This is a genomic window from Delftia sp. WSY_10, assembly GCF_043104705.1.
Classification (GTDB): domain Bacteria; phylum Pseudomonadota; class Gammaproteobacteria; order Burkholderiales; family Burkholderiaceae_C; genus Comamonas; species Comamonas tsuruhatensis.
In genome coordinates this window covers 39,015-55,850 of record NZ_JBICKY010000037.1, presented here as the reverse complement: position 1 = coordinate 55,850, position 16,836 = coordinate 39,015, and the positions used below count along the sequence as shown (strand labels likewise).

The window sequence follows — 16,836 nt, the reverse complement described above, 5'->3', positions numbered from 1 at the left end:
AGCGGCGTCCCTTCCTAAAATGACGCGCTTTTGCAGCCCTGCCCCAGGGCCGCGCAGGCAAAGACAACAAGACAACAAGGCCATGGGCTGGAACAGAAAAGCATGGGGGCCGGTGGTGCCACGCCCCGCGCCTGCGGACATGTGGCGCGTGGCCATGGGCTCCATCGTGGGCATGGGAATGGCCACGGCCCTGGTCTGGCTGGCGCATGCGGGCACCTGGGATCTTCCCCTGCGCCTGTTCGCGCCGCTGGGCGCCACGGCTGTGCTGCTGTTCGCCGTGCCCACCAGCCCGCTGGCCCAGCCCTGGTCCTGCGTGGTGGGCAATACGGTGTCTGCGCTCTGGGCCCTGTTCGTGCTGCAGTGGAGCCCTCCCCAGCTGGCCCCTGCGCTGGCCGTGGGCGGCGCCATAGGCTGCATGCTGCTGACGCGCTCGCTGCACCCGCCGGGTGGCGCCATGGCCCTGCTGACGGTGCTCAACGCCAAGGCCTCGCTGGCCGCCGGCTGGATGCTGCCCTTCGTGCCCGTGGGCGCGCTGACGCTGGCGCTGGTCCTGGCGGCCACGGCGCTCCACCGCGCCACGGGCCGGCGCTATCCCCACCATGCCGACACGGCGCCCAAGGCCGCGCCCGCCGATGCGGCCCACCGCCATGCCTCGCGCCTGGGCCTGTCCCATGCCGATCTGGAGGGGCTGCTGCTGCGCTTCGGCCAGGAAAACAACCTGGAAGCCGATGACCTGGCCGAGCTGCTGGCCGCCGCCGAGGAAACCGCCATAGAGCACCGGCTGGGCGGCGTGCGCTGCGCCCAGCTGATGACGCGCGATCCCGTGAGCTGCTCCTTGGACGACGACGTGCACGCCGTGGCCGCACGCTTTCGCGCTCACCCGGCCAAGAGCCTGCCGGTGCTGGACGCCGATGGCGGCCTGGCCGGCACGGTCTCCCGTGCCGAGCTGTACGAGTGGCTGTGGATGAGCCCCGTGCGCCCGGCCGAATCTGCGGCAAAGCCTTCTTTGTTGAACTGGCTGGGCCAGCGCCTGCCCGGCAAGAGCCGGGCCGTGCCCCGTCTGTCGGAGCTGCCCCAGCTGGTTCATGCGCCTGAACTCAGCGTGGACGAGGACACGCCCGTGGGCCAGTTGCTCAACGCCCTGGCCCGGCACAGCGTGCCCTGTATTCCCGTGATGCGCGAAGGCCGGCTGACTGGCCTGATCACGCGCACGGACCTGATGCGGCTGCTGCTGCAGCCGGGCAGATAGGGCGACCCGGCAATGCGCCAGTTTCAGGAAGTGCGCCCAAGCGCAGCATCCTGAAACCTGGCCATCAGAACAGCACGCGGCAGCGGATGGTGCCGGGAACCTGGGTCAGTTTCTCGACCGCCAGGCCCGAGGACTGGGCTGCCAGGTCGATCACCACATAGCCCACCTTCTCGTCGGTGCGCAGGTACTGGCCGGCAATGTTGATGCCGTTCTCGGCAAACACCTGGTTGATGGCCGACAGCACGCCGGGCTGGTTGTGGTGCACGTGCAGGATGCGGTTCTGGCCGGGGTGGGCGGGCAGGGCCACTTCGGGGAAGTTCACCGCCGAGGTGGTGGTGCCGTTGTCGCTGTACTTGACCAGCTTCTCGGCCACTTCCAGGCCGATGTTGGCCTGGGCCTCCATGGTGGAGCCGCCCACGTGCGGGGTCAGGATGACGTTGTCCAGGCCGCGCAGGGGCGAGACGAATTCATCCTTGTTGCTGCGCGGCTCGGTGGGGAACACGTCGATGGCGGCGCCCAGCAGCTTGCCGGCCTTCAGGGCCTCGGCCAGCGGCTCGATTTCCACCACGGTGCCGCGCGAGGCATTGATCAGGATGGCGCCGGGCTTCATGGCCGCGATTTCCTTGGCGCCGATCATCCACTGGGTGGAGGGCAGCTCGGGCACGTGCAGGGTGACGATGTCGCTGCTGGCCAGCAGATCGGCCAGCGATGCGGCCTGGCGCGCATTGCCCAGCGGCAGCTTGGTGGACACGTCATGGAAGAGCACCTGCATGCCCACCGACTCGGCCATCACCGACAGCTGGGTGCCGATGGAGCCGTAGCCCACGATGCCCAGCGTCTTGCCGCGGATTTCGTAGGAGTTCTCGGCGCTCTTGAGCCAGCCGCCGCGGTGGGCGGAGGCGTTCTTGGCAGGCACGCCGCGCAGCAGCAGGATGGCCTCGGCCAGCACCAGCTCGGCCACCGAGCGCGTGTTGGAGTAAGGCGCGTTGAAGACCACCACGCCACGCTCGCGCGCCGCGTCCAGGTCCACCTGGTTGGTGCCGATGCAAAAGCAGCCCACGGCCACGAGCTTTTGCGCGGCGGCGAACACGTCGGCCGTCAGCTGCGTGCGCGAACGGATGCCGACGAAGTGCACGTCGGCGATCTTGCGCTTGAGCTCCTCGCCTTCCAGCGCGCCCGTCACGGTCTCCACATTGGTGTAGCCCGCGTTGCGCAGCACTTCGAGTGCGGAAGGATGGATGCCTTCGAGCAGCAGGAACTTGATCTTCGATTTATCCAGCGACGTTTTGGTCATGGGCGAGCCCTCTCTAGTCAGTCAGAAATCAAAGCGAGCATTACAGCGGATTCGGGAAGCCGCTACAGCCGGTAGGCCCAAAGCCAGCGCGCCCGCAAGCGGGAGAACCATGCGCCCTGCGGCCATGAACATCCCGCCATCCGGCAGACACCCATTGCAGGACGGCACATGCCACGGGAGCACATGCACACTTCGAGATTGGCGCGAAATGTAAAACATTGAGAACCGGTGCGCCCGTGCGCGGCAGCCTTCCTAGAATTCGCGCGTCTGCGTCCGGTGCTTTCAAATCAATAGCAACAGAACAGGCCTGCAGGCGGGCCGGACGCGCCCTTGTTTTACGAACCAACCGAGGAATCCGATGATTACAAACATGCTGCGCAGGATCGAGGACCTGCTGGTGCAGGTGGTGCGCGTGGTGCTGCTGGTGTTCTCCCTGCTCGTGCTGGTGGGCATGGCACTGTGGACCTGGGAGAGCTTCAGGCCCGGCAAGGCCGAGGCGCCCCAGGCCGTGGCCCAGGAATTGAACTGGAAGGACGCCAGGCCCGACCTGCAGTTCGTCGTGGACGAAACCAGCCGCGACCTGGGCGCGGGCGGCGGCGAACCCGCCATGGAAAAGCGCCTGGTCGATCCGGCGCTGCGCCCCGCCTTCCAGAAGGCCGACGCCCTGGTGCGCGCCTTCGTGAACAAGGATCCTGCGCGGCGCGAGCGCACCGAGCGGGACCACCAGGCCCGGGGCCTGGCACCGCTGCACCCGCTGCTGCAAGGCGACGCCCAGCCGTCCGAGGCCGATGTGCAGCGCCGCATCCAGGAGCGCGGCCAGCGCGAAGGCGATGCCGGGGCCGTGGATGCAGCGGCTGCCGCAGCCGCCTCCGCCGACGAGGAAGACAGCTGGATGGTCGATCCCGTGGATACCGCCGCCGCCATCCATGAGCGTGCCCAGGCCGCCGAGCTGGAACACGGCAAGGGCGCCTATGCGGCCTATGTGCAGGGCTTGCCCGCCGCGCTGGAGCAGGTCTTCGGCAATGCCGCGCTGGAGCCGCGGCTGCAGGCGCAGACGGCCCAGCAGATCCTGTCCACGGTGCTGCTGAACTACACGCTGTCCCTGGACAATGCGGCGCGCGCGCTGCGCGGCGAGGACAGCCACGGCAGCAGCTCCTGGAAGGAACGCTTCGGCGCCGTGGAGACGGCCTTCTGGAGCATGCTGATGTCATTCCTCGTGCTGGTGGTGATGGTGCTGGTCTTCATCCGCATGGAGCGCCACCTGCGCGTGATCAGCCAGCAGCATGGCCAGGCACCGCGCCAGCCCTGAGGCCTTGCGCTATCGTTGCCGCTTTCCTTTCTGCTTGCCGCCTATCCGCATGACACGCAACACCACCACCCCCATCCATCCGCAGTTCCTGGGCCGCATGTCGCCGCGCGCCTTCAGGCCCGAGGCACTGAGCCAGGCCCAGGTCGAGCAGTTGGCCGACGCCGCGCGCTGGGCGCCTTCGGCCAGCAACAAGCAGCCCTGGCACTTTGCCTATGCGCTGCGCGGCGATGCGAACTGGCAGGCCTTCAGCACCATTCCCAACGAGTTCAACCGCCGCTGGTGCCTGGAGGCGGGCGCGCTGATCGTGCTGATGTCCGACCGCCAGGCCTCGCCCGGCAAGCACAGCTTCGACGCAGGCTGCGCCTGGGGCTACCTGGCGCTGGAAGCCCACGCCATGGGCCTGGCCACGCACGCCATGGGCGGCTTCTCGGCCGACGCCGCACGCGAGGTGCTGCGCCTGCCCGAGCACCTGGAGCCCGAGGTGGTGATCGCCGTGGGCTGGCGCGGCGATGCGGCCACCCTGCCCGACGATCTGCGCGAGCGCGAGGTGCCCACGCCGCGCAAGCCGCTGGCCGAAGTGCTGAGCGCCGGCCCCGTGGCCACGGGCGGCTGACGGCGGGTTCCAAGTCCTACGCCGCTTTGCGGGGATGCCCCGGATGGCCGCTCCAGGCCCCGGGGCTACACTGGCCCACAGGCCTGCGGCGCAGCAGGCGTCCATGACCCCAAGGAGTTGCCATGACACCATCCTCCAGCCCCAACCTCGACAAGCTGCGCAACATCGTCCAGAAGTTCGGCGCCAGCTCCTTCACCACGGACCAGGTGGCCAGCGAATACGACGATGCCCCGGCCACGGCGGAAAGCATCGAGCAGTTCGACGCCCTGCTGCAGCGCCATGCAGCCGTGCTGGGCATCCATTCCGTCCCCGGCAGCGGCGGCCAGGGCCACGGCGCCACCGTCTGGCAACCGGCCTGAGCGCGCAGGCGGCGCAAAGCACGGCGCCGCTACACTCGCTGCGGCCGGCACGGTGTCGGCGCGCAGTTTCCTTTTGATGTCCTCACTCTCCCCCCATACCTGGCTGCAGCTGTCCGTGGCAGCCAGTGCCTTGCTGGTGCTCGCCTCCATCGGCTGGGTCTGGCACGGCACGCGCGCCCTGCCCGCGGATTCGCGCGATGGCCGCAGCGCCCGGCGCATGGCGGCCCTGTTCGCCCTGGGCGCCCTGGCCTGGCTGGCCTACGGCCTGTACACGGGCTATGCCGCGCTGTGGAAGGCAGACGCGCTGATGCTGTTCGCCCAGCAAGGCGCGCTGCTGCGCCTGCCGCTGCTGATCGGCGGACTGGCCTGGGTGGCCGCGCTGTTGGTCACGCGCGTGCTGCGCATGCTGGGCCGGGCCGGATCGGCATGAGCCGGCGCTGAGCGCTCAGGGCGCCGCCACCTCCTTGGGCAGCACATAGGCACGCACGCTGTCGCCAGCCTTGGTGCCGGTCGAACCATGACCACCCGCCACCACCACCAGGTACTGGCGCTGGTCCGTGCCCAGGTAGGTCATGGGCGTGGCCTGGCCGCCAGCAGGCAGGCGGTCCTGCCAGAGCTGGCGGCCGCTGTCCACGTCATAGGCGCGCACATAGTTGTCCAGTGCCCCCGAGTAGAAGGCCACGCCGCCAGCGGTCACCACCGGGCCGCCAATGCCGGGCACGCCCATGCGAAACCCCAGCGGCAGCGGGCTCAGGTCGCGCGGCGTGCCGTTGCGGCGCTGCCAGACGATCTGGCCCGTGCGCAGGTCGGCACCCGCCACAAAGCCCCAGGGCGGCGCCTGGCAGGGAATGCCCAGCGGCGAGACAAAGGGCTTGAGCCGCACCGCAAACGGTGCGCCGAAGTTTTCGTTGAGCGCGGGCAGGCCGTCCTTGGGCGGGCCGCCATCCTGCACCAGCAGCGAGGTATCGTCCGCACGCGGCACCAGGGTGGAGACGAAGGCCAGCCGCGTGGGCGTGGCAAACACCACCTGCCGGCGCGGATCCACGGCCACGCCGCCCCAGTTGAAGACGCCGAAGTTGCCCGGATAGATCAGCGAGCCCTGCTCCGAGGGCGGCGTGAAGCGCCCCTCGTAGCGCAGCCGGTGGAAGGCCAGCCGGCACCACGCCTGCTCGAAGGGCGTGGCACCCCACATGTCGCGTTCGGTCAGGGCCGGGGGATTGAAGCTCAGCTGCGAATGCGGCTGCGTGGGCGCCGTGCGGTCGCCGCGTGCCGCGCCCTGCGGCGCAGCCACCTCGGTAACGGGCAGCAGCGGCTGGCCCGTGCGCCGGTCCAGCACGAACAGCTCGCCCTGCTTGGTGGGCTGCACCAGGGCGGGCACGCTGTGGCCGCCGATCTCCAGGTCGATCAGGCTGGGCTGCGAGGGTACGTCATAGTCCCAGAGATCGTGGTGCACGGTCTGGAACACCCAGCGCACGGCGCCCGTGGCGATGTCCAGCGCCACCACGGAGGACGAATACCGCTCGGCCTCGGCGCTGCGCCGGCCGCCCCATTGGTCGGGCGGCGCATTGCCCATGGGCACGAAGACGAGGCCCAGCGTCTCGTCCACGCTGGAGATGGACCAGCTGTTGGGCGAGCTGGGCACATAGGTCTGCCCTTCGGGCAGCGGTGTGCTGGTCGCTGGCCGCCCCGGGTCCCAGGCCCACAGCAGCGCACCCGAGCGGATGTCGAACGCACGGATCACCCCCGAAGGCTCGCGCGTGGAATGGTTGTCCAGCACCGTGCCGCCCACGATGATGCGGTCGCGCGCCACCACCACCGGCGAGGTCGAGTAGTACGAGCCCGGCTTGCGCTCGGGCATGCCCTGCCAGAGGTCGATCTGGCCCTGGCCGCCCGCCACGTTGCCGCAGGTCTGGCCGTCGGCGGGATTGAGGGCGACCACCTTGCCGTCGGCCGTGGCCATGAACAGCTTGGCGGTACAGCGGCCATCATCGGAGGAAGGGGCCGGGGAGACCGAGGAAGCCGGATCAGCCTGTACCGCCTGTGCCGCCTGTGCCGCCTGTGCGCCGGCCTTCCTTGCAGCCGGCGCCACCGCCGAATGCGTCTGCCCTGCCGCCGCATCGAACTGCGCGGCCGCCTGCGCCGACTGGTAGGACAGGCCCCGGCAGGTCAGGTGCTGCAGCGCCAGCCCCTTGGGCATGGGCAGGTCGCGCCGCCACAGCTGCTTGCCCGTGGTGGCATCGAGCGCAATCACCGACTGGTGGGGCGTGCACAGGAACAGGCGCTCGCCGATCTTCAGCGGCGTGACCTCGAACGTGGTTTCTTCGGGATCGCCGGGCTTGCCGCGCACATCGCCCGTGCGGAACTCCCAGGCCAATTGCAGCAGCCGCACGTTGTGCGGGCCGATCTGGCGCAGCGGCGAATAGCGCTGGCCCGCTCCGGTGCGGCCGTAGGCATGCCATTCGCCATCGGGCACGGCATCGGTGGCATCGCCCTGCAGCACCGGCGGGCTGCGCAGGCCGCCGGCCTCGGAGGCCACCATGGACATGTTCTGCACGGCCGTGACTTGGCCGTCGGCAGGCAGGTCCGACGCAGCGGCGGCCGCGCCCGCAAACTGGCCCTGGGTTTCATGGGCATCGCGCTGGCGCCCGAAGGACAGGCCCGCAAGAATGGCCGTGCCCAGCACCACCAGCGCCAGCGCCGCATGGGCCGGTGCCAGGCCCCGGTTCTGGCCCATGTCGGGCTCATGGCGCAGCGCACGCACCGACCAGGGCAGCACCAGCAGGAGGCCCATCAACCAGGGCAGCCCCAGGCGCCCCGCCAGCGGCCACCAGTCCAGCCCTATCTCCCAGACCGCCCACAGCGCGGTGCCCAGCAGCCACAGCGCAAACAGCCACAGCGCCATGGCCGAACGGCGCGCCACGCCCCACCCCACCACCAGCAGCAGCAGGCCGGCGATCACGTAGTAGCCGCTGCCGCCGGCCAGCAGGAGCTGGGCGCCGCCCCAGGACAGCCAGGCCCCGGCTGCCCACAGCAGCAAGGCCATCAACCAACGCCACACCGTCATGCTGCCTCCCTTGATGTCAGCCCGCAGACTCGATGCGCAAAGCCTAGCCCTGCATGCGGGCGCCGCATGCAGGACGAATTCGACTCAGCAAGCGTGCAACGAGAAGGAGGAAGGAAAGGAGGGGCAGGAAGGAGAAAGAACGCGGCGGCGGGCGCGGCGTTGGGCCTGCCTCAGCGGCGTGCGCTCGCAGCCCACAGCTGGCGCAGCTGCTGCAGCTCGGCATCGAAGCGCTCCTGGATGCGGCGCTTTTCCTGGTCCTGCTGCTGGACGAAGCGCTGCTGCTCCTCCTGCGAGGCCGTGTTCTCGTCGAGCTGGCGGCGCAGCGATGCCGGCGCCTTGGCGGGGTCTTTCCTGTAGAACTCCATCTCGGCATTCAGGGCCGTGCGCCGCGTCTGCAGTTCCTGCTGGCGCTGGCGCGCCACGGAGATGACCTGATCGACCTGGGAGATGGCCTCGGCACGCTCGGCATCGTGGGCGGCCTGGTTGGGGTAGCGCGTGATCAACGCCTTGTCGCGCGAGCGCTCCTCGCGCATGCGGCGCTGCTCTGCCTGGTCGCGGCGGCGCTGGGCGTCCAGCTCGGCGCGTTCGTTGTCGGTCAGCGTGGGGCCCACGCGGCGCAGCTCCACGCCGGAGTTGCCCAGCACGCGCTGGTCGCGGTCCACGCATTCGGCAATCGGGCGGTCGGCCGTCAGGCGGCGGCCACGGGCGTCGGTGCATGAATAGATGCCCGGCCCCAGGGGCACATCCTGGGCGAGCACGGCGCAGCCCAGCGTGGCCAAGCCCATGGCACACAGCAAGGATCGTGCATGCATCGCCCGCTTCATCAACCGCTTACCCCTTGTCGTTGACTCCATAACGCTGGCGGTAGGCCAGCACGCGCTCATGGTGGCCGCTGCCTGCGCTGCCACCTTGAATCTCAAGATAAAGCAATAAGTCTGCCAGTTTTGCAATAGTGCAGACCTGCATGCCCAGCTGGTTGCGCACGTACTGCACGGCGCTGTGGGGCACGTCCTGGCCATTTTCCGTGGCCATTTCCTGGCGGTCCAGCGCGATGGCCACGGCATGCGGCGTGGCACCGGCGGCGCGGATGATGGCGATGGACTCGCGCGCGGCCGTGCCGGCGCTCATCACGTCGTCCACGATCAGCACGCGGCCCTTGAGCGGCGCGCCCACCAGGGTGCCGCCCTCGCCGTGGTCCTTGGCTTCCTTGCGGTTGTACGCAAAGGGCTTGTTGATGCCCATGCGGGCCAGCTCCACCGCCACGGTGGCCGCCAGCGGGATGCCCTTGTAGGCCGGGCCGAAGATCATGTCGAACTCGATGCCGCTGGCCGCAATGGCTTTTGCATAGAATTCGGCGAGACGGCCCATCTTGCCGCCGTCATCGAACAGGCCGGCATTGAAGAAATACGGGCTCATGCGCCCGGCCTTGGTCTTGAACTCGCCGAAACGCAGCACCCCTGCGTCAACGGCGAATTGCACAAATTCCTGCGCCAGACGGCCTGCGTCATCGGCCTGCAGATTACTCACCACCATGGATTCATCCTTGTTCAAATTGACCAGCCTCAACCTCAACGGCATCCGCTCGGCCTCGACCAAGGGCGTCGAAGCCTGGATCGAGGCCACTGCGCCGGATTGTATTTGCGTGCAGGAAATCAAGGCCCAGGCCGCAGACATGACCGGACGCTTCGAGCTGCTGGCCGGCCTGCGCGGCCACTTCCACTACGCCGAGAAAAAGGGCTACTCGGGCGTGGGCGTCTACAGCCGCCACGAGCCCAGCGACGTCGTGGTCGGCTTCGGCTCGCACGAATTCGACGCCGAAGGCCGCTACGTGGAGGCGCGCTTCGACACGCCATCGCGCAAGCTGTCCATCATCAGCGCCTACTTTCCCAGCGGCAGCTCCGGCGAACTGCGCCAGACGGCCAAGTTCCGCTTCCTGGCCGAAATGCACGCCCACCTGATGCGCATGAAGGGCGAACGCGAGTTCATCCTCTGCGGCGACATCAACATCGCCCACCAGCAGATCGACCTCAAGAACTGGCGCAGCAACCAGAAAAACAGCGGTTTCACGCCCGAGGAACGCGAGTGGATGACAAAATTGTTGAACAAAACTGAGCCGACTGGCGGCCTGGTGGACGTTTATCGCCTGCTCCAGCCCGACACCACCGACACCTGCTACACATGGTGGAGCAACCGCGGCCAGGCCTACGCCAACAATGTGGGATGGCGCCTGGACTACCACCTGGCCACCCCCGCTACCGCCGCGCTGGCCCGCACCGAGAACATCTACAAGGATGTGAAGTTCTCGGACCATGCGCCGGTGACCATCGGCTACGACATGAAGCTGTGAGACGTTCAAGCAGGGCCTTGGGTCGCGGCGGTTTGACTCGTCGCGCTCTCATACAGACACTGTGCGCATGATCTTTATCTGAGGGTTCCGAGATGAAATCCATTGCTGTCTCCAGCGCCAAGCGGCCAATCCATCTCACGATCAATGCAGATCTGGTGACGCAGGCCAAGGCCTATACCGACAATCTCTCGGCCACCATGGAATCCCTGCTGGCCGAATACGTTGCCAGGCAGGAGGGCGCACAGCGTGAGCGCCAACGGCTTGCCGACGCCTGCGCCAGCGACTGGAACGCGGTCAACATCTCGGTGGGTTCGTTCGCAGACGAGCTCTGCTGCCGCGCGGCACTCCAACCGTGGGTGCGAGGATGAATCCCGTGTTTGTCATTGAAGGCGTGCCGGTCGTCCTGCATGCCCAGGACATGGCTTCAGTCGCCCTGGATCAATTGGGTGAAGTGGTGGCCTCACTGGAGCATGAAGGCCAAGCCATCGCCGATGCGCTGGACGAATTGCTGACCCGGTCCGGGGGCTGACCCAAGATCGTTTTCAAGGAGGCCAGGGCTTGGGCCCTGCCCTCCTCGGACTTCAGCCCGGGCGCACGCCTCACTCCAGCGCCTTGCCCATGTCCTCCACCACCTTCTTGGCGTCGCCGAAGACCATCATGGTCTTGTCCATGTAGAACAGCTCGTTGTCCAGGCCCGCATAGCCGGCCGCCATGGAGCGCTTGTTCACGATCACCGTCTTGGCCTTGTAGGCCTCCAGGATGGGCATGCCGTAGATGGGGCTGCCCTTGACGTGTGCGGCGGGGTTCACCACGTCGTTGGCGCCCAGGATGATGGCCACGTCGGCCTGGCCGAACTCGCTGTTGATGTCCTCCATCTCGAAGACCTGGTCGTAGGGCACCTCGGCCTCGGCCAGCAGTACGTTCATGTGGCCGGGCATGCGGCCGGCCACCGGGTGGATGGCGTACTTCACGGTCACGCCCCGTTCGGTGAGCTTGTCGGCCAGCTCCTTGACCGCGTGCTGGGCACGCGCCACGGCCAGGCCGTAGCCGGGCACGATGACCACGGTCTCGGCATTGCCCAGGACGAAGGCCGCATCGTCGGCGCTGCCGCTCTTGACGTTGCGCTGCTGCTGGGAGCCTGCGGCCGCGCTGGTGGCCTCGCCGCCGAAGCCGCCCAGGATCACGCTGAAGAACGAGCGGTTCATGGCCTTGCACATGATGTAGCTCAGGATGGCGCCCGAGCTGCCCACCAGCGAACCCGCAATGATCAGCATGCTGTTGTTCAGCGAGAAGCCGATGCCCGCCGCCGCCCAGCCCGAGTAGCTGTTGAGCATGGACACGACCACCGGCATGTCCGCGCCGCCGATGGGAATGATCAGCAGCACGCCCAGCAGCAGTCCCAGGGCGATGACCAGCACGATGTCCATCCAGCTTTGGCTGTGCCAGAAGCCGAAGACGAAGAAGGCTGCTGCCAGCCCCAGCACGGCGTTGAGTGCATGCTGGCCCTTGAACTGCACGGGCGCGCCCTGGAACAGGCGGAACTTGTACTTGCCGCTGAGCTTGCCGAAGGCGATCACCGAGCCCGTGAAGGTCACGGCGCCGATGAAGGCGCCCAGCGCCAGCTCCACGCGGTTGCCGCCCGGGATGGCGCCGCCCTTGGCCGTGATGGCAAAGGCCCAGGGCTCGGCCACGGCGGCCACGGCGATGAACACCGCCGCCAGGCCGATCATGCTGTGCATGAAGGCCACCAGCTCGGGCATCTTGGTCATCTCCACGCGCTGGGCCATGACGGCACCGGCCGTGCCGCCGACCAGCAGGCCCAGCAGCACCCAGCCCAGCCCCAATGCATTGCCGCCGGCCAGCTGCACGATGAGCGCCGCCGTGGTCAGCACGGCGATCACCATGCCGGCCATGCCGAACAGGTTGCCCCGTATGGACGTGGTGGGATGCGACAGCCCCTTGAGCGCCTGGATGAAGCAGACGCTGGCCACCAGGTAGAGCAACGTGACGAGGTTCATGCTCATGACTGGCCCTCCGCCTTGGCATCCTTGCCGTCCTTGGCCGGAGCGCTCTTGCGCTCTTTCTTGCGGAACATCTCCAGCATGCGCCGCGTGACCAGGAAGCCGCCGAACACGTTGACCGCGGCCAGCGCCACGGCCAGCACGCCCATGGTCTTGCCCAGGCCCGTTTCCGTGAGCGCCGCCGCCAGCATGGCGCCGACGATGACGATGGCCGAGATGGCATTGGTCACCGCCATCAGCGGCGTGTGCAGCGCGGGCGTGACGGTCCAGACCACGTGGTAGCCCACGTAGATGGCCAGCACGAAGATGATGAGATGGATGATGGTGGGGGATACGGCTTCCATGTCATTTCCTCCGCAGCTGGCCTTCATGGGCCATCAGGCACGCGGCCACGATGTCGTCCTCCATGTCCACATGCAGGGCGCCATCCTTGTTGATGATGAGCTTGAGAAAATCGAGCACATTGCGTGCATACAGGGCCGAGGCATCGGCCGCCACCATGGCGGGCAGGTTGGTCAGGCCCACGATGGTCACGCCATGCGTGACCACGGTCATGCCGGCCTGGGTCAGCGGGCAGTTGCCGCCGCGCTCGGCCGCCAGGTCCACGATGACAGCGCCGGGCTTCATGGCCTGCACCATCTCGGCCGTGACCAGCACGGGAGCGGGCCGGCCCGGGATCAGCGCCGTGGTGATGACCACGTCGGCCTGGGCCACGCGCTTGGCCACCTCGGCCTTTTGCCGGTCCAGCCAGCTTTGCGGCATGGGGCGGGCGTAGCCGCCCACGCCTTCGGCGGCCTCCTTCTCCTCGGCGGTCTCGTAGGGCACGTCGATGAACTTGCCGCCCAGGGATTCGACCTGCTCACGCACGCTGGGCCGCACATCGCTGGCCTCGATCACGGCGCCCAGGCGCTTGGCCGTGGCAATGGCCTGCAGGCCGGCCACGCCCACGCCCAGCACCACGACGCGCGCGGCCTTCACCGTGCCGGCCGCCGTCATCAGCATGGGAAAGAAGCGCTGGTACTGGTTGGCCGCAATCATCACGGCCTTGTAGCCGGCGATGTTGGCCTGGCTGGACAGCACGTCCATGCTCTGCGCACGCGTGGTGCGCGGAGCCGCCTCCAGCGCATAGGCCGTGATGCCCGCATCGGCCAGGCGCTGCAGGCCTGCGGGCTGGAAGGGGTCCAGCATGCCGACCAGCGTTGCGCCCTTGCGGACCAGGGGCAGCTCATCCTCCGAAGGAATGCGCACCTTGAGCACAAGATCGGCGCCCAGGGCGCCTGCCGCATCGACGATCTCGGCGCCCGCTGCCTCGAACAAGGCATCGGGCACGCTGGCCGCCACTCCCGCTCCCGACTGCACGCGCAGCACATGGCCTTGCGCACGCAGCTTCTTGACGGTCTCGGGGGTCGCGGCCACCCGGGTTTCTCCTGCCATGGTCTCGGCAGGCACGCCAATCAACATACCGGTTCTCCCTCGCGTGATGCCGGTACCCGCCCTGCGCTGCATTGCGCAGGCGGCGGCCCGGCCCATCCTCGAAAAAATCCTTGCGCGCCTGCATGACGGCAGGCTGGCTTGGCGGCACGGCTAGCTTGTATCACGGCCGCGTGGCGGCAGCCACGGGGTCTGCCCGCGAGGATGTCGCCTGTCCGTCACAAGACGCCGGATTGCCGCGAAATGACAGCCACATTAAATGATCGCCATCCACGACCCGGCGCACCGCTGCCGTGTCCCAATGCACCTTTGAGCGACTGCAGCGGCGCAGCCGCTCAGTGCGAAGGAAGGCACCATGGGACTCTTGCAAAGACTGTTCGGACAACACGCGCGCGGCGGCCATCACGGCGGCAATATCGGCGTCCATATCGGCGGGCATCACGCCGGCGGCGCATACCCGCCTGCGGCCGTGGCGGCGGTCTGCCCCGGCTGCCATGCATCGATTGCCTCCAGCTCGCGCTTTTGCCCGCAGTGCGGCGGCGCGGTGCTGCCGCAGGCCTGCAGGAGCTGCAACGCCAGCCATCCGGCCGGCGCGCGGTTCTGCGGGCAATGCGGGCAGCCGACCACCTGACGGCGCAAGCGGAGGCGGCCCTGCGCTGCCATCAGGGGAAGGAGCGGGAATAATGGGCGCTTTCGCCAGAAGCACCCACGCCGCCCATGCTCCAGTACCACACCATCCCCGTCACCGCCTTCCAGCAGAACTGCTCGCTGGTCTGGTGCGACCAGACCATGGAAGCCGCCGTCATCGACCCGGGCGGCGACCTGGAGCAGATCGGCTGGGAGATAGATCGCCTGGGCCTGGCGCTCAAGGCCATCTGGCTCACGCACGCCCACATAGACCACGCGGGCGGCACGCGCGAGCTGGCCGATGCACAGCAGCTGCCCATCATCGGCCCCCATCCCGGAGACCAGTTCTGGATCGATGCCCTGCCCCAGCAGGGCGCCATGTTCGGCTTCCCGCATTCGGACCCCTTCACGCCCACGCGCTGGCTGCACGATGGCGACACGGTGAGCATCGGCCAGGAAACGCTGCAGGTGCGCCACTGCCCCGGCCATACGCCCGGCCACGTGGTGTTCCATGCGCCGCAGATCGACCGCGCCTTCGTGGGCGACGTGCTGTTCGCGGGCAGCATCGGCCGCACCGACTTTCCCCAGGGCAACCACCAGCAGCTGATCGACAGCATCGTCCAGCGCCTGTGGCCCATGGGCGACCAGACCGTGTTCATCCCGGGCCACGGCCCCGAAAGCAGCTTCGGCCGCGAGCGCAAGAGCAACCCCTACGTGGGCGGGACTTGAGCCTGCAGCTGTCTCAGCCCAGCACCTCGATCCACCGATAGCCCAGACGCACGCTGCCGCCCGCCTGCAGCTTGCGCAGCTCCTCGTTCACGCGCTGGCGCGAGGCGCCCACCACATGCGACAGATCTCCCTGCGATATGCGCAGCAGGGTGCGGCCGCCGGGCAGGGGCTGGCCGTTCTCTGCCGCCAGCACCTGCAAGGTGGCCCAGACCCGGGCATGCAGCGTGTCCTCCGAACTGATGAAGATGGTGTCCAGCAGCCCGTTCACGCGCAGGCTCAGCAGGCGCGCCACAGCCAGGCATGCGGGTGCATCGCGCTCCAGGAAGTCCAGCAGCGGCTGGCGCGGCAGGACCAGCACCTCGACATCTCCATCGGCCACCAGGTCCACGGGCACGGGCGCATTGCCCAGCACCGAGCTGATGCCGGTGATCTCCCCGGCCTCCAGCCAGCGCGTCATGCGCTCGGTGCCGCCCACGGTGAAGGCCACGACACGAAAGCGCCCTGACAGCAGCACCAGCGCATGGTCGGCCGCATCGCCGCGCTTTTGCACGAACTGTCCATCGCGGTAGCGGCGCCTGGACCCTATGGCCCGCAGCCCGCGTGCAGATGCGGCCGGCAATTCGGCCAGCAGGTCCACGCGATAGCGCTCGCTGCGCGCCTGCGCCAAAGAGGTGTTGGGGGAACCGAGCTTGGTGTTCACCCGATCATTGTCCCTTTCGCGGCAATTGGCGCATAGCACCGTCCTTGTAATCGGCCCCATACCCACACGTATGGAGCCCGCCCCATGATCCGCACCACGCTCGCCCTGGTATCCGCCTTCGTGTTCGCCCTGCTCTCGACCCAGGCAGCCCTGGCACAGACTCCCACGCTGCGTATCCAGGACTACCCCGGCATCGGCAACTTCCTGGTGCGCGTGGCCAACGCACGGGGACTGTGCGAGAAGCACGGCATACGCTGCGAACTGCGCCCCATCCCGCAGGCGCCGCTGGCGCTGCAGACCTTGCTGGCCGGTGACCTCGAAGTGGCGTTTACGCCGCCCGAGGTGCTGCTCCAGGCGGTCAACAAGGGCGCCGACCTCAAGGTGATCGGCAGCGGCGCGAGCGCGCCGACGTTCTTCCTCATGGCCTCGTCGGCCCTGCCCACCCCGCATGCCGGCCAGGGCTATCCCGCCGTGATGCAGGACTTCAAGGGCCGGCGCATCGGCGTGACGGCGCGTGGCAGCGCGGCCGAATTCCAGCTCGTGAGCCTGCTGCAGGGTGCCGGCATGAAGGCGGACGACGTCACCATCGTCGCCGTGGGCTCGCCCAACACCGCCTTTCCGGCGATTGCGCAAAAACAGGTCGATGGCCTGATGCTGTTCTCGCCCATGGATGGCTTTTGCGAGGTCAGCCAGGCCTGCCGCATCGTCGTCGATCCGCGCAGGGGCCAGGGTCCGGCCGATGTGGTGGACACCAACGGCGCCGGCGTGCTGCAGGTGGTGCGCGCCGACTTCCTGCGCAAGAACGCCCAGGCCGTGGAGGGCTTGCGCCGCGCCATGAACGAGGCGGCCGACTATGCCCGCGAACCGGCCCATTTCGATGCATTGCTCAAAGTCGCGCAGGACAGCTTCAGGATCAACACGCCAGGCGGCGACCGGATCCTGGAAGTGGCGCTGCGCAACGCCATTCCTTCCATGCAGTTTGCGGTGGACCCCAAGGCCCTGCAGCATGCCGCGCGCTACCTGCAGCGCACGGGACAGATCGACAAGCTGATCGACACCGCGCCCCTGCTGGCGAAGTGAAGGGGGAGCGCGC

The 16,836-nt window shown here is 68.2% G+C and carries 19 protein-coding genes; 11 read left to right on the top strand and 8 right to left on the bottom strand.

Features of this window, described 5'->3' with window-relative positions; translation table 11 throughout:
• Positions 1 to 82: 82 nt before the first annotated feature.
• Positions 83 to 1,249 (top strand): HPP family protein, encoded by a 1,167-nt coding sequence (locus tag ACF8ML_RS18165; protein WP_047326953.1) that lies wholly within the window; start codon positions 83 to 85, stop codon positions 1,247 to 1,249.
• 64 nt (positions 1,250 to 1,313) lie between these two features.
• On the opposite strand, the gene serA is transcribed toward ACF8ML_RS18165, so the two are convergent.
• Positions 1,314 to 2,543 (bottom strand): phosphoglycerate dehydrogenase, encoded by a 1,230-nt coding sequence (gene serA / locus ACF8ML_RS18160; RefSeq protein ID WP_016453593.1) that lies wholly within the window; start codon positions 2,541 to 2,543, stop codon positions 1,314 to 1,316.
• A gap of 358 nt (positions 2,544 to 2,901) precedes the next feature.
• Here serA and ACF8ML_RS18155 point away from each other — a divergent pair, with 358 nt between their 5' ends.
• The 4 genes from ACF8ML_RS18155 (at position 2,902) to ACF8ML_RS18140 (ending at position 5,254) form a co-directional block, all read left to right on the top strand.
• On the top strand, positions 2,902 to 3,852 hold the full coding sequence (locus tag ACF8ML_RS18155; protein ID WP_047326951.1) for a hypothetical protein: 951 nt from the start codon (positions 2,902 to 2,904) through the stop codon (positions 3,850 to 3,852).
• A 49-nt stretch (positions 3,853 to 3,901) separates the two neighbouring features.
• Positions 3,902 to 4,465 (top strand): nitroreductase family protein, encoded by a 564-nt coding sequence (locus ACF8ML_RS18150; protein WP_047218857.1) that lies wholly within the window; start codon positions 3,902 to 3,904, stop codon positions 4,463 to 4,465.
• 122 nt (positions 4,466 to 4,587) lie between these two features.
• Positions 4,588 to 4,824, top strand: a complete 237-nt coding sequence (locus ACF8ML_RS18145) for a hypothetical protein (protein ID WP_016448557.1) — start codon at positions 4,588 to 4,590, stop codon at positions 4,822 to 4,824.
• A gap of 76 nt (positions 4,825 to 4,900) precedes the next feature.
• On the top strand, positions 4,901 to 5,254 hold the full coding sequence (locus tag ACF8ML_RS18140; RefSeq protein ID WP_016448558.1) for a hypothetical protein: 354 nt from the start codon (positions 4,901 to 4,903) through the stop codon (positions 5,252 to 5,254).
• Positions 5,255 to 5,269: 15 nt separating this feature from the next.
• Here the strand turns inward: ACF8ML_RS18140 and ACF8ML_RS18135 are convergent, their stop codons facing one another.
• From ACF8ML_RS18135 to pyrE, 3 genes are all read right to left on the bottom strand, one after another.
• Positions 5,270 to 7,888, bottom strand: coding sequence for a membrane-bound PQQ-dependent dehydrogenase, glucose/quinate/shikimate family (locus ACF8ML_RS18135; RefSeq protein WP_392407586.1), 2,619 nt, complete (start codon positions 7,886 to 7,888; stop codon positions 5,270 to 5,272).
• Positions 7,889 to 8,058: 170 nt separating this feature from the next.
• Positions 8,059 to 8,673 carry a hypothetical protein gene (locus ACF8ML_RS18130; RefSeq protein ID WP_016453597.1) on the bottom strand — a complete coding sequence of 205 codons (615 nt, stop codon included), beginning with the start codon at positions 8,671 to 8,673 and terminating at the stop codon, positions 8,059 to 8,061.
• A 46-nt stretch (positions 8,674 to 8,719) separates the two neighbouring features.
• Positions 8,720 to 9,421 (bottom strand): orotate phosphoribosyltransferase, encoded by a 702-nt coding sequence (gene pyrE, locus ACF8ML_RS18125; protein ID WP_016453598.1) that lies wholly within the window; start codon positions 9,419 to 9,421, stop codon positions 8,720 to 8,722.
• Between the two features lie 10 nt (positions 9,422 to 9,431).
• Here pyrE and ACF8ML_RS18120 point away from each other — a divergent pair, with 10 nt between their 5' ends.
• The 3 genes from ACF8ML_RS18120 to ACF8ML_RS18110 all read left to right on the top strand — a co-directional run bounded on the left by ACF8ML_RS18120 (position 9,432) and on the right by ACF8ML_RS18110 (position 10,764).
• Positions 9,432 to 10,235 carry an exodeoxyribonuclease III gene (locus tag ACF8ML_RS18120; protein ID WP_016448562.1) on the top strand — a complete coding sequence of 268 codons (804 nt, stop codon included), beginning with the start codon at positions 9,432 to 9,434 and terminating at the stop codon, positions 10,233 to 10,235.
• A gap of 92 nt (positions 10,236 to 10,327) precedes the next feature.
• Positions 10,328 to 10,603, top strand: coding sequence for a type II toxin-antitoxin system CcdA family antitoxin (locus tag ACF8ML_RS18115; RefSeq protein ID WP_016453599.1), 276 nt, complete (start codon positions 10,328 to 10,330; stop codon positions 10,601 to 10,603).
• Entirely contained in the window at positions 10,600 to 10,764 is a 165-nt protein-coding gene (locus ACF8ML_RS18110) for a CcdB family protein (protein WP_082145251.1), read from the top strand. The genes ACF8ML_RS18115 and ACF8ML_RS18110 overlap by 4 nt, the downstream gene beginning before the upstream one ends.
• A gap of 70 nt (positions 10,765 to 10,834) precedes the next feature.
• Here the strand turns inward: ACF8ML_RS18110 and ACF8ML_RS18105 are convergent, their stop codons facing one another.
• Genes ACF8ML_RS18105 through ACF8ML_RS18095 form a run of 3 tightly spaced genes read right to left on the bottom strand, consistent with a single transcriptional unit; the run spans position 10,835 to position 13,717 of the window.
• On the bottom strand, positions 10,835 to 12,259 hold the full coding sequence (locus ACF8ML_RS18105; RefSeq protein WP_012202277.1) for an NAD(P)(+) transhydrogenase (Re/Si-specific) subunit beta: 1,425 nt from the start codon (positions 12,257 to 12,259) through the stop codon (positions 10,835 to 10,837).
• Positions 12,256 to 12,600 (bottom strand): NAD(P) transhydrogenase subunit alpha, encoded by a 345-nt coding sequence (locus ACF8ML_RS18100; RefSeq protein WP_012202276.1) that lies wholly within the window; start codon positions 12,598 to 12,600, stop codon positions 12,256 to 12,258. Before ACF8ML_RS18100 ends, ACF8ML_RS18105 begins: the two co-directional genes overlap by 4 nt.
• 1 nt (position 12,601) lies before the next feature.
• Positions 12,602 to 13,717 carry a Re/Si-specific NAD(P)(+) transhydrogenase subunit alpha gene (locus tag ACF8ML_RS18095; protein WP_047326949.1) on the bottom strand — a complete coding sequence of 372 codons (1,116 nt, stop codon included), beginning with the start codon at positions 13,715 to 13,717 and terminating at the stop codon, positions 12,602 to 12,604.
• Positions 13,718 to 14,042: 325 nt separating this feature from the next.
• Between ACF8ML_RS18095 and ACF8ML_RS18090 the strand changes: the two genes are divergently transcribed.
• Positions 14,043 to 14,318, top strand: a complete 276-nt coding sequence (locus ACF8ML_RS18090) for a zinc ribbon domain-containing protein (RefSeq protein ID WP_082145249.1) — start codon at positions 14,043 to 14,045, stop codon at positions 14,316 to 14,318.
• 86 nt (positions 14,319 to 14,404) lie between these two features.
• Positions 14,405 to 15,043, top strand: a complete 639-nt coding sequence (locus ACF8ML_RS18085; RefSeq protein ID WP_034365678.1) for an MBL fold metallo-hydrolase — start codon at positions 14,405 to 14,407, stop codon at positions 15,041 to 15,043.
• A gap of 13 nt (positions 15,044 to 15,056) precedes the next feature.
• Here ACF8ML_RS18085 and ACF8ML_RS18080 read toward each other — a convergent pair whose 3' ends face one another.
• Positions 15,057 to 15,743 carry a Crp/Fnr family transcriptional regulator gene (locus ACF8ML_RS18080; protein WP_013800207.1) on the bottom strand — a complete coding sequence of 229 codons (687 nt, stop codon included), beginning with the start codon at positions 15,741 to 15,743 and terminating at the stop codon, positions 15,057 to 15,059.
• Between the two features lie 84 nt (positions 15,744 to 15,827).
• On the opposite strand from ACF8ML_RS18080, the gene ACF8ML_RS18075 reads away from it, so the two are divergent.
• The gene (locus tag ACF8ML_RS18075) at positions 15,828 to 16,823 is read left to right on the top strand and encodes an ABC transporter substrate-binding protein (RefSeq protein WP_392407585.1); all 996 of its coding nucleotides are present in this window, start codon (positions 15,828 to 15,830) and stop codon (positions 16,821 to 16,823) included.
• The last annotated feature ends 13 nt before the right edge of the window (positions 16,824 to 16,836 follow it).

Bases quoted from the DNA above. Each gene is read 5' to 3' on its own strand.
- ACF8ML_RS18105 (WP_012202277.1), bottom strand. From the start codon at position 12,259: ATGAGCATGAACCTCGTCACGTTGCTCTACCTGGTGGCCAGCGTCTGC.
- ACF8ML_RS18100 (WP_012202276.1), bottom strand. From the start codon at position 12,600: ATGGAAGCCGTATCCCCCACCATCATCCATCTCATCATCTTCGTGCTG.
- ACF8ML_RS18155 (WP_047326951.1), top strand. From the start codon at position 2,902: ATGATTACAAACATGCTGCGCAGGATCGAGGACCTGCTGGTGCAGGTG.
- ACF8ML_RS18140 (WP_016448558.1), top strand. From the start codon at position 4,901: ATGTCCTCACTCTCCCCCCATACCTGGCTGCAGCTGTCCGTGGCAGCC.
- ACF8ML_RS18145 (WP_016448557.1), top strand. From the start codon at position 4,588: ATGACACCATCCTCCAGCCCCAACCTCGACAAGCTGCGCAACATCGTC.
- ACF8ML_RS18165 (WP_047326953.1), top strand. From the start codon at position 83: ATGGGCTGGAACAGAAAAGCATGGGGGCCGGTGGTGCCACGCCCCGCG.
- ACF8ML_RS18130 (WP_016453597.1), bottom strand. From the start codon at position 8,673: ATGGGCTTGGCCACGCTGGGCTGCGCCGTGCTCGCCCAGGATGTGCCC.
- ACF8ML_RS18090 (WP_082145249.1), top strand. From the start codon at position 14,043: ATGGGACTCTTGCAAAGACTGTTCGGACAACACGCGCGCGGCGGCCAT.
- serA (WP_016453593.1), bottom strand. From the start codon at position 2,543: ATGACCAAAACGTCGCTGGATAAATCGAAGATCAAGTTCCTGCTGCTC.
- ACF8ML_RS18115 (WP_016453599.1), top strand. From the start codon at position 10,328: ATGAAATCCATTGCTGTCTCCAGCGCCAAGCGGCCAATCCATCTCACG.
- ACF8ML_RS18110 (WP_082145251.1), top strand. From the start codon at position 10,600: ATGAATCCCGTGTTTGTCATTGAAGGCGTGCCGGTCGTCCTGCATGCC.
- pyrE (WP_016453598.1), bottom strand. From the start codon at position 9,421: ATGGTGGTGAGTAATCTGCAGGCCGATGACGCAGGCCGTCTGGCGCAG.
- ACF8ML_RS18095 (WP_047326949.1), bottom strand. From the start codon at position 13,717: ATGTTGATTGGCGTGCCTGCCGAGACCATGGCAGGAGAAACCCGGGTG.
- ACF8ML_RS18150 (WP_047218857.1), top strand. From the start codon at position 3,902: ATGACACGCAACACCACCACCCCCATCCATCCGCAGTTCCTGGGCCGC.
- ACF8ML_RS18075 (WP_392407585.1), top strand. From the start codon at position 15,828: ATGATCCGCACCACGCTCGCCCTGGTATCCGCCTTCGTGTTCGCCCTG.
- ACF8ML_RS18135 (WP_392407586.1), bottom strand. From the start codon at position 7,888: ATGACGGTGTGGCGTTGGTTGATGGCCTTGCTGCTGTGGGCAGCCGGG.
- ACF8ML_RS18085 (WP_034365678.1), top strand. From the start codon at position 14,405: ATGCTCCAGTACCACACCATCCCCGTCACCGCCTTCCAGCAGAACTGC.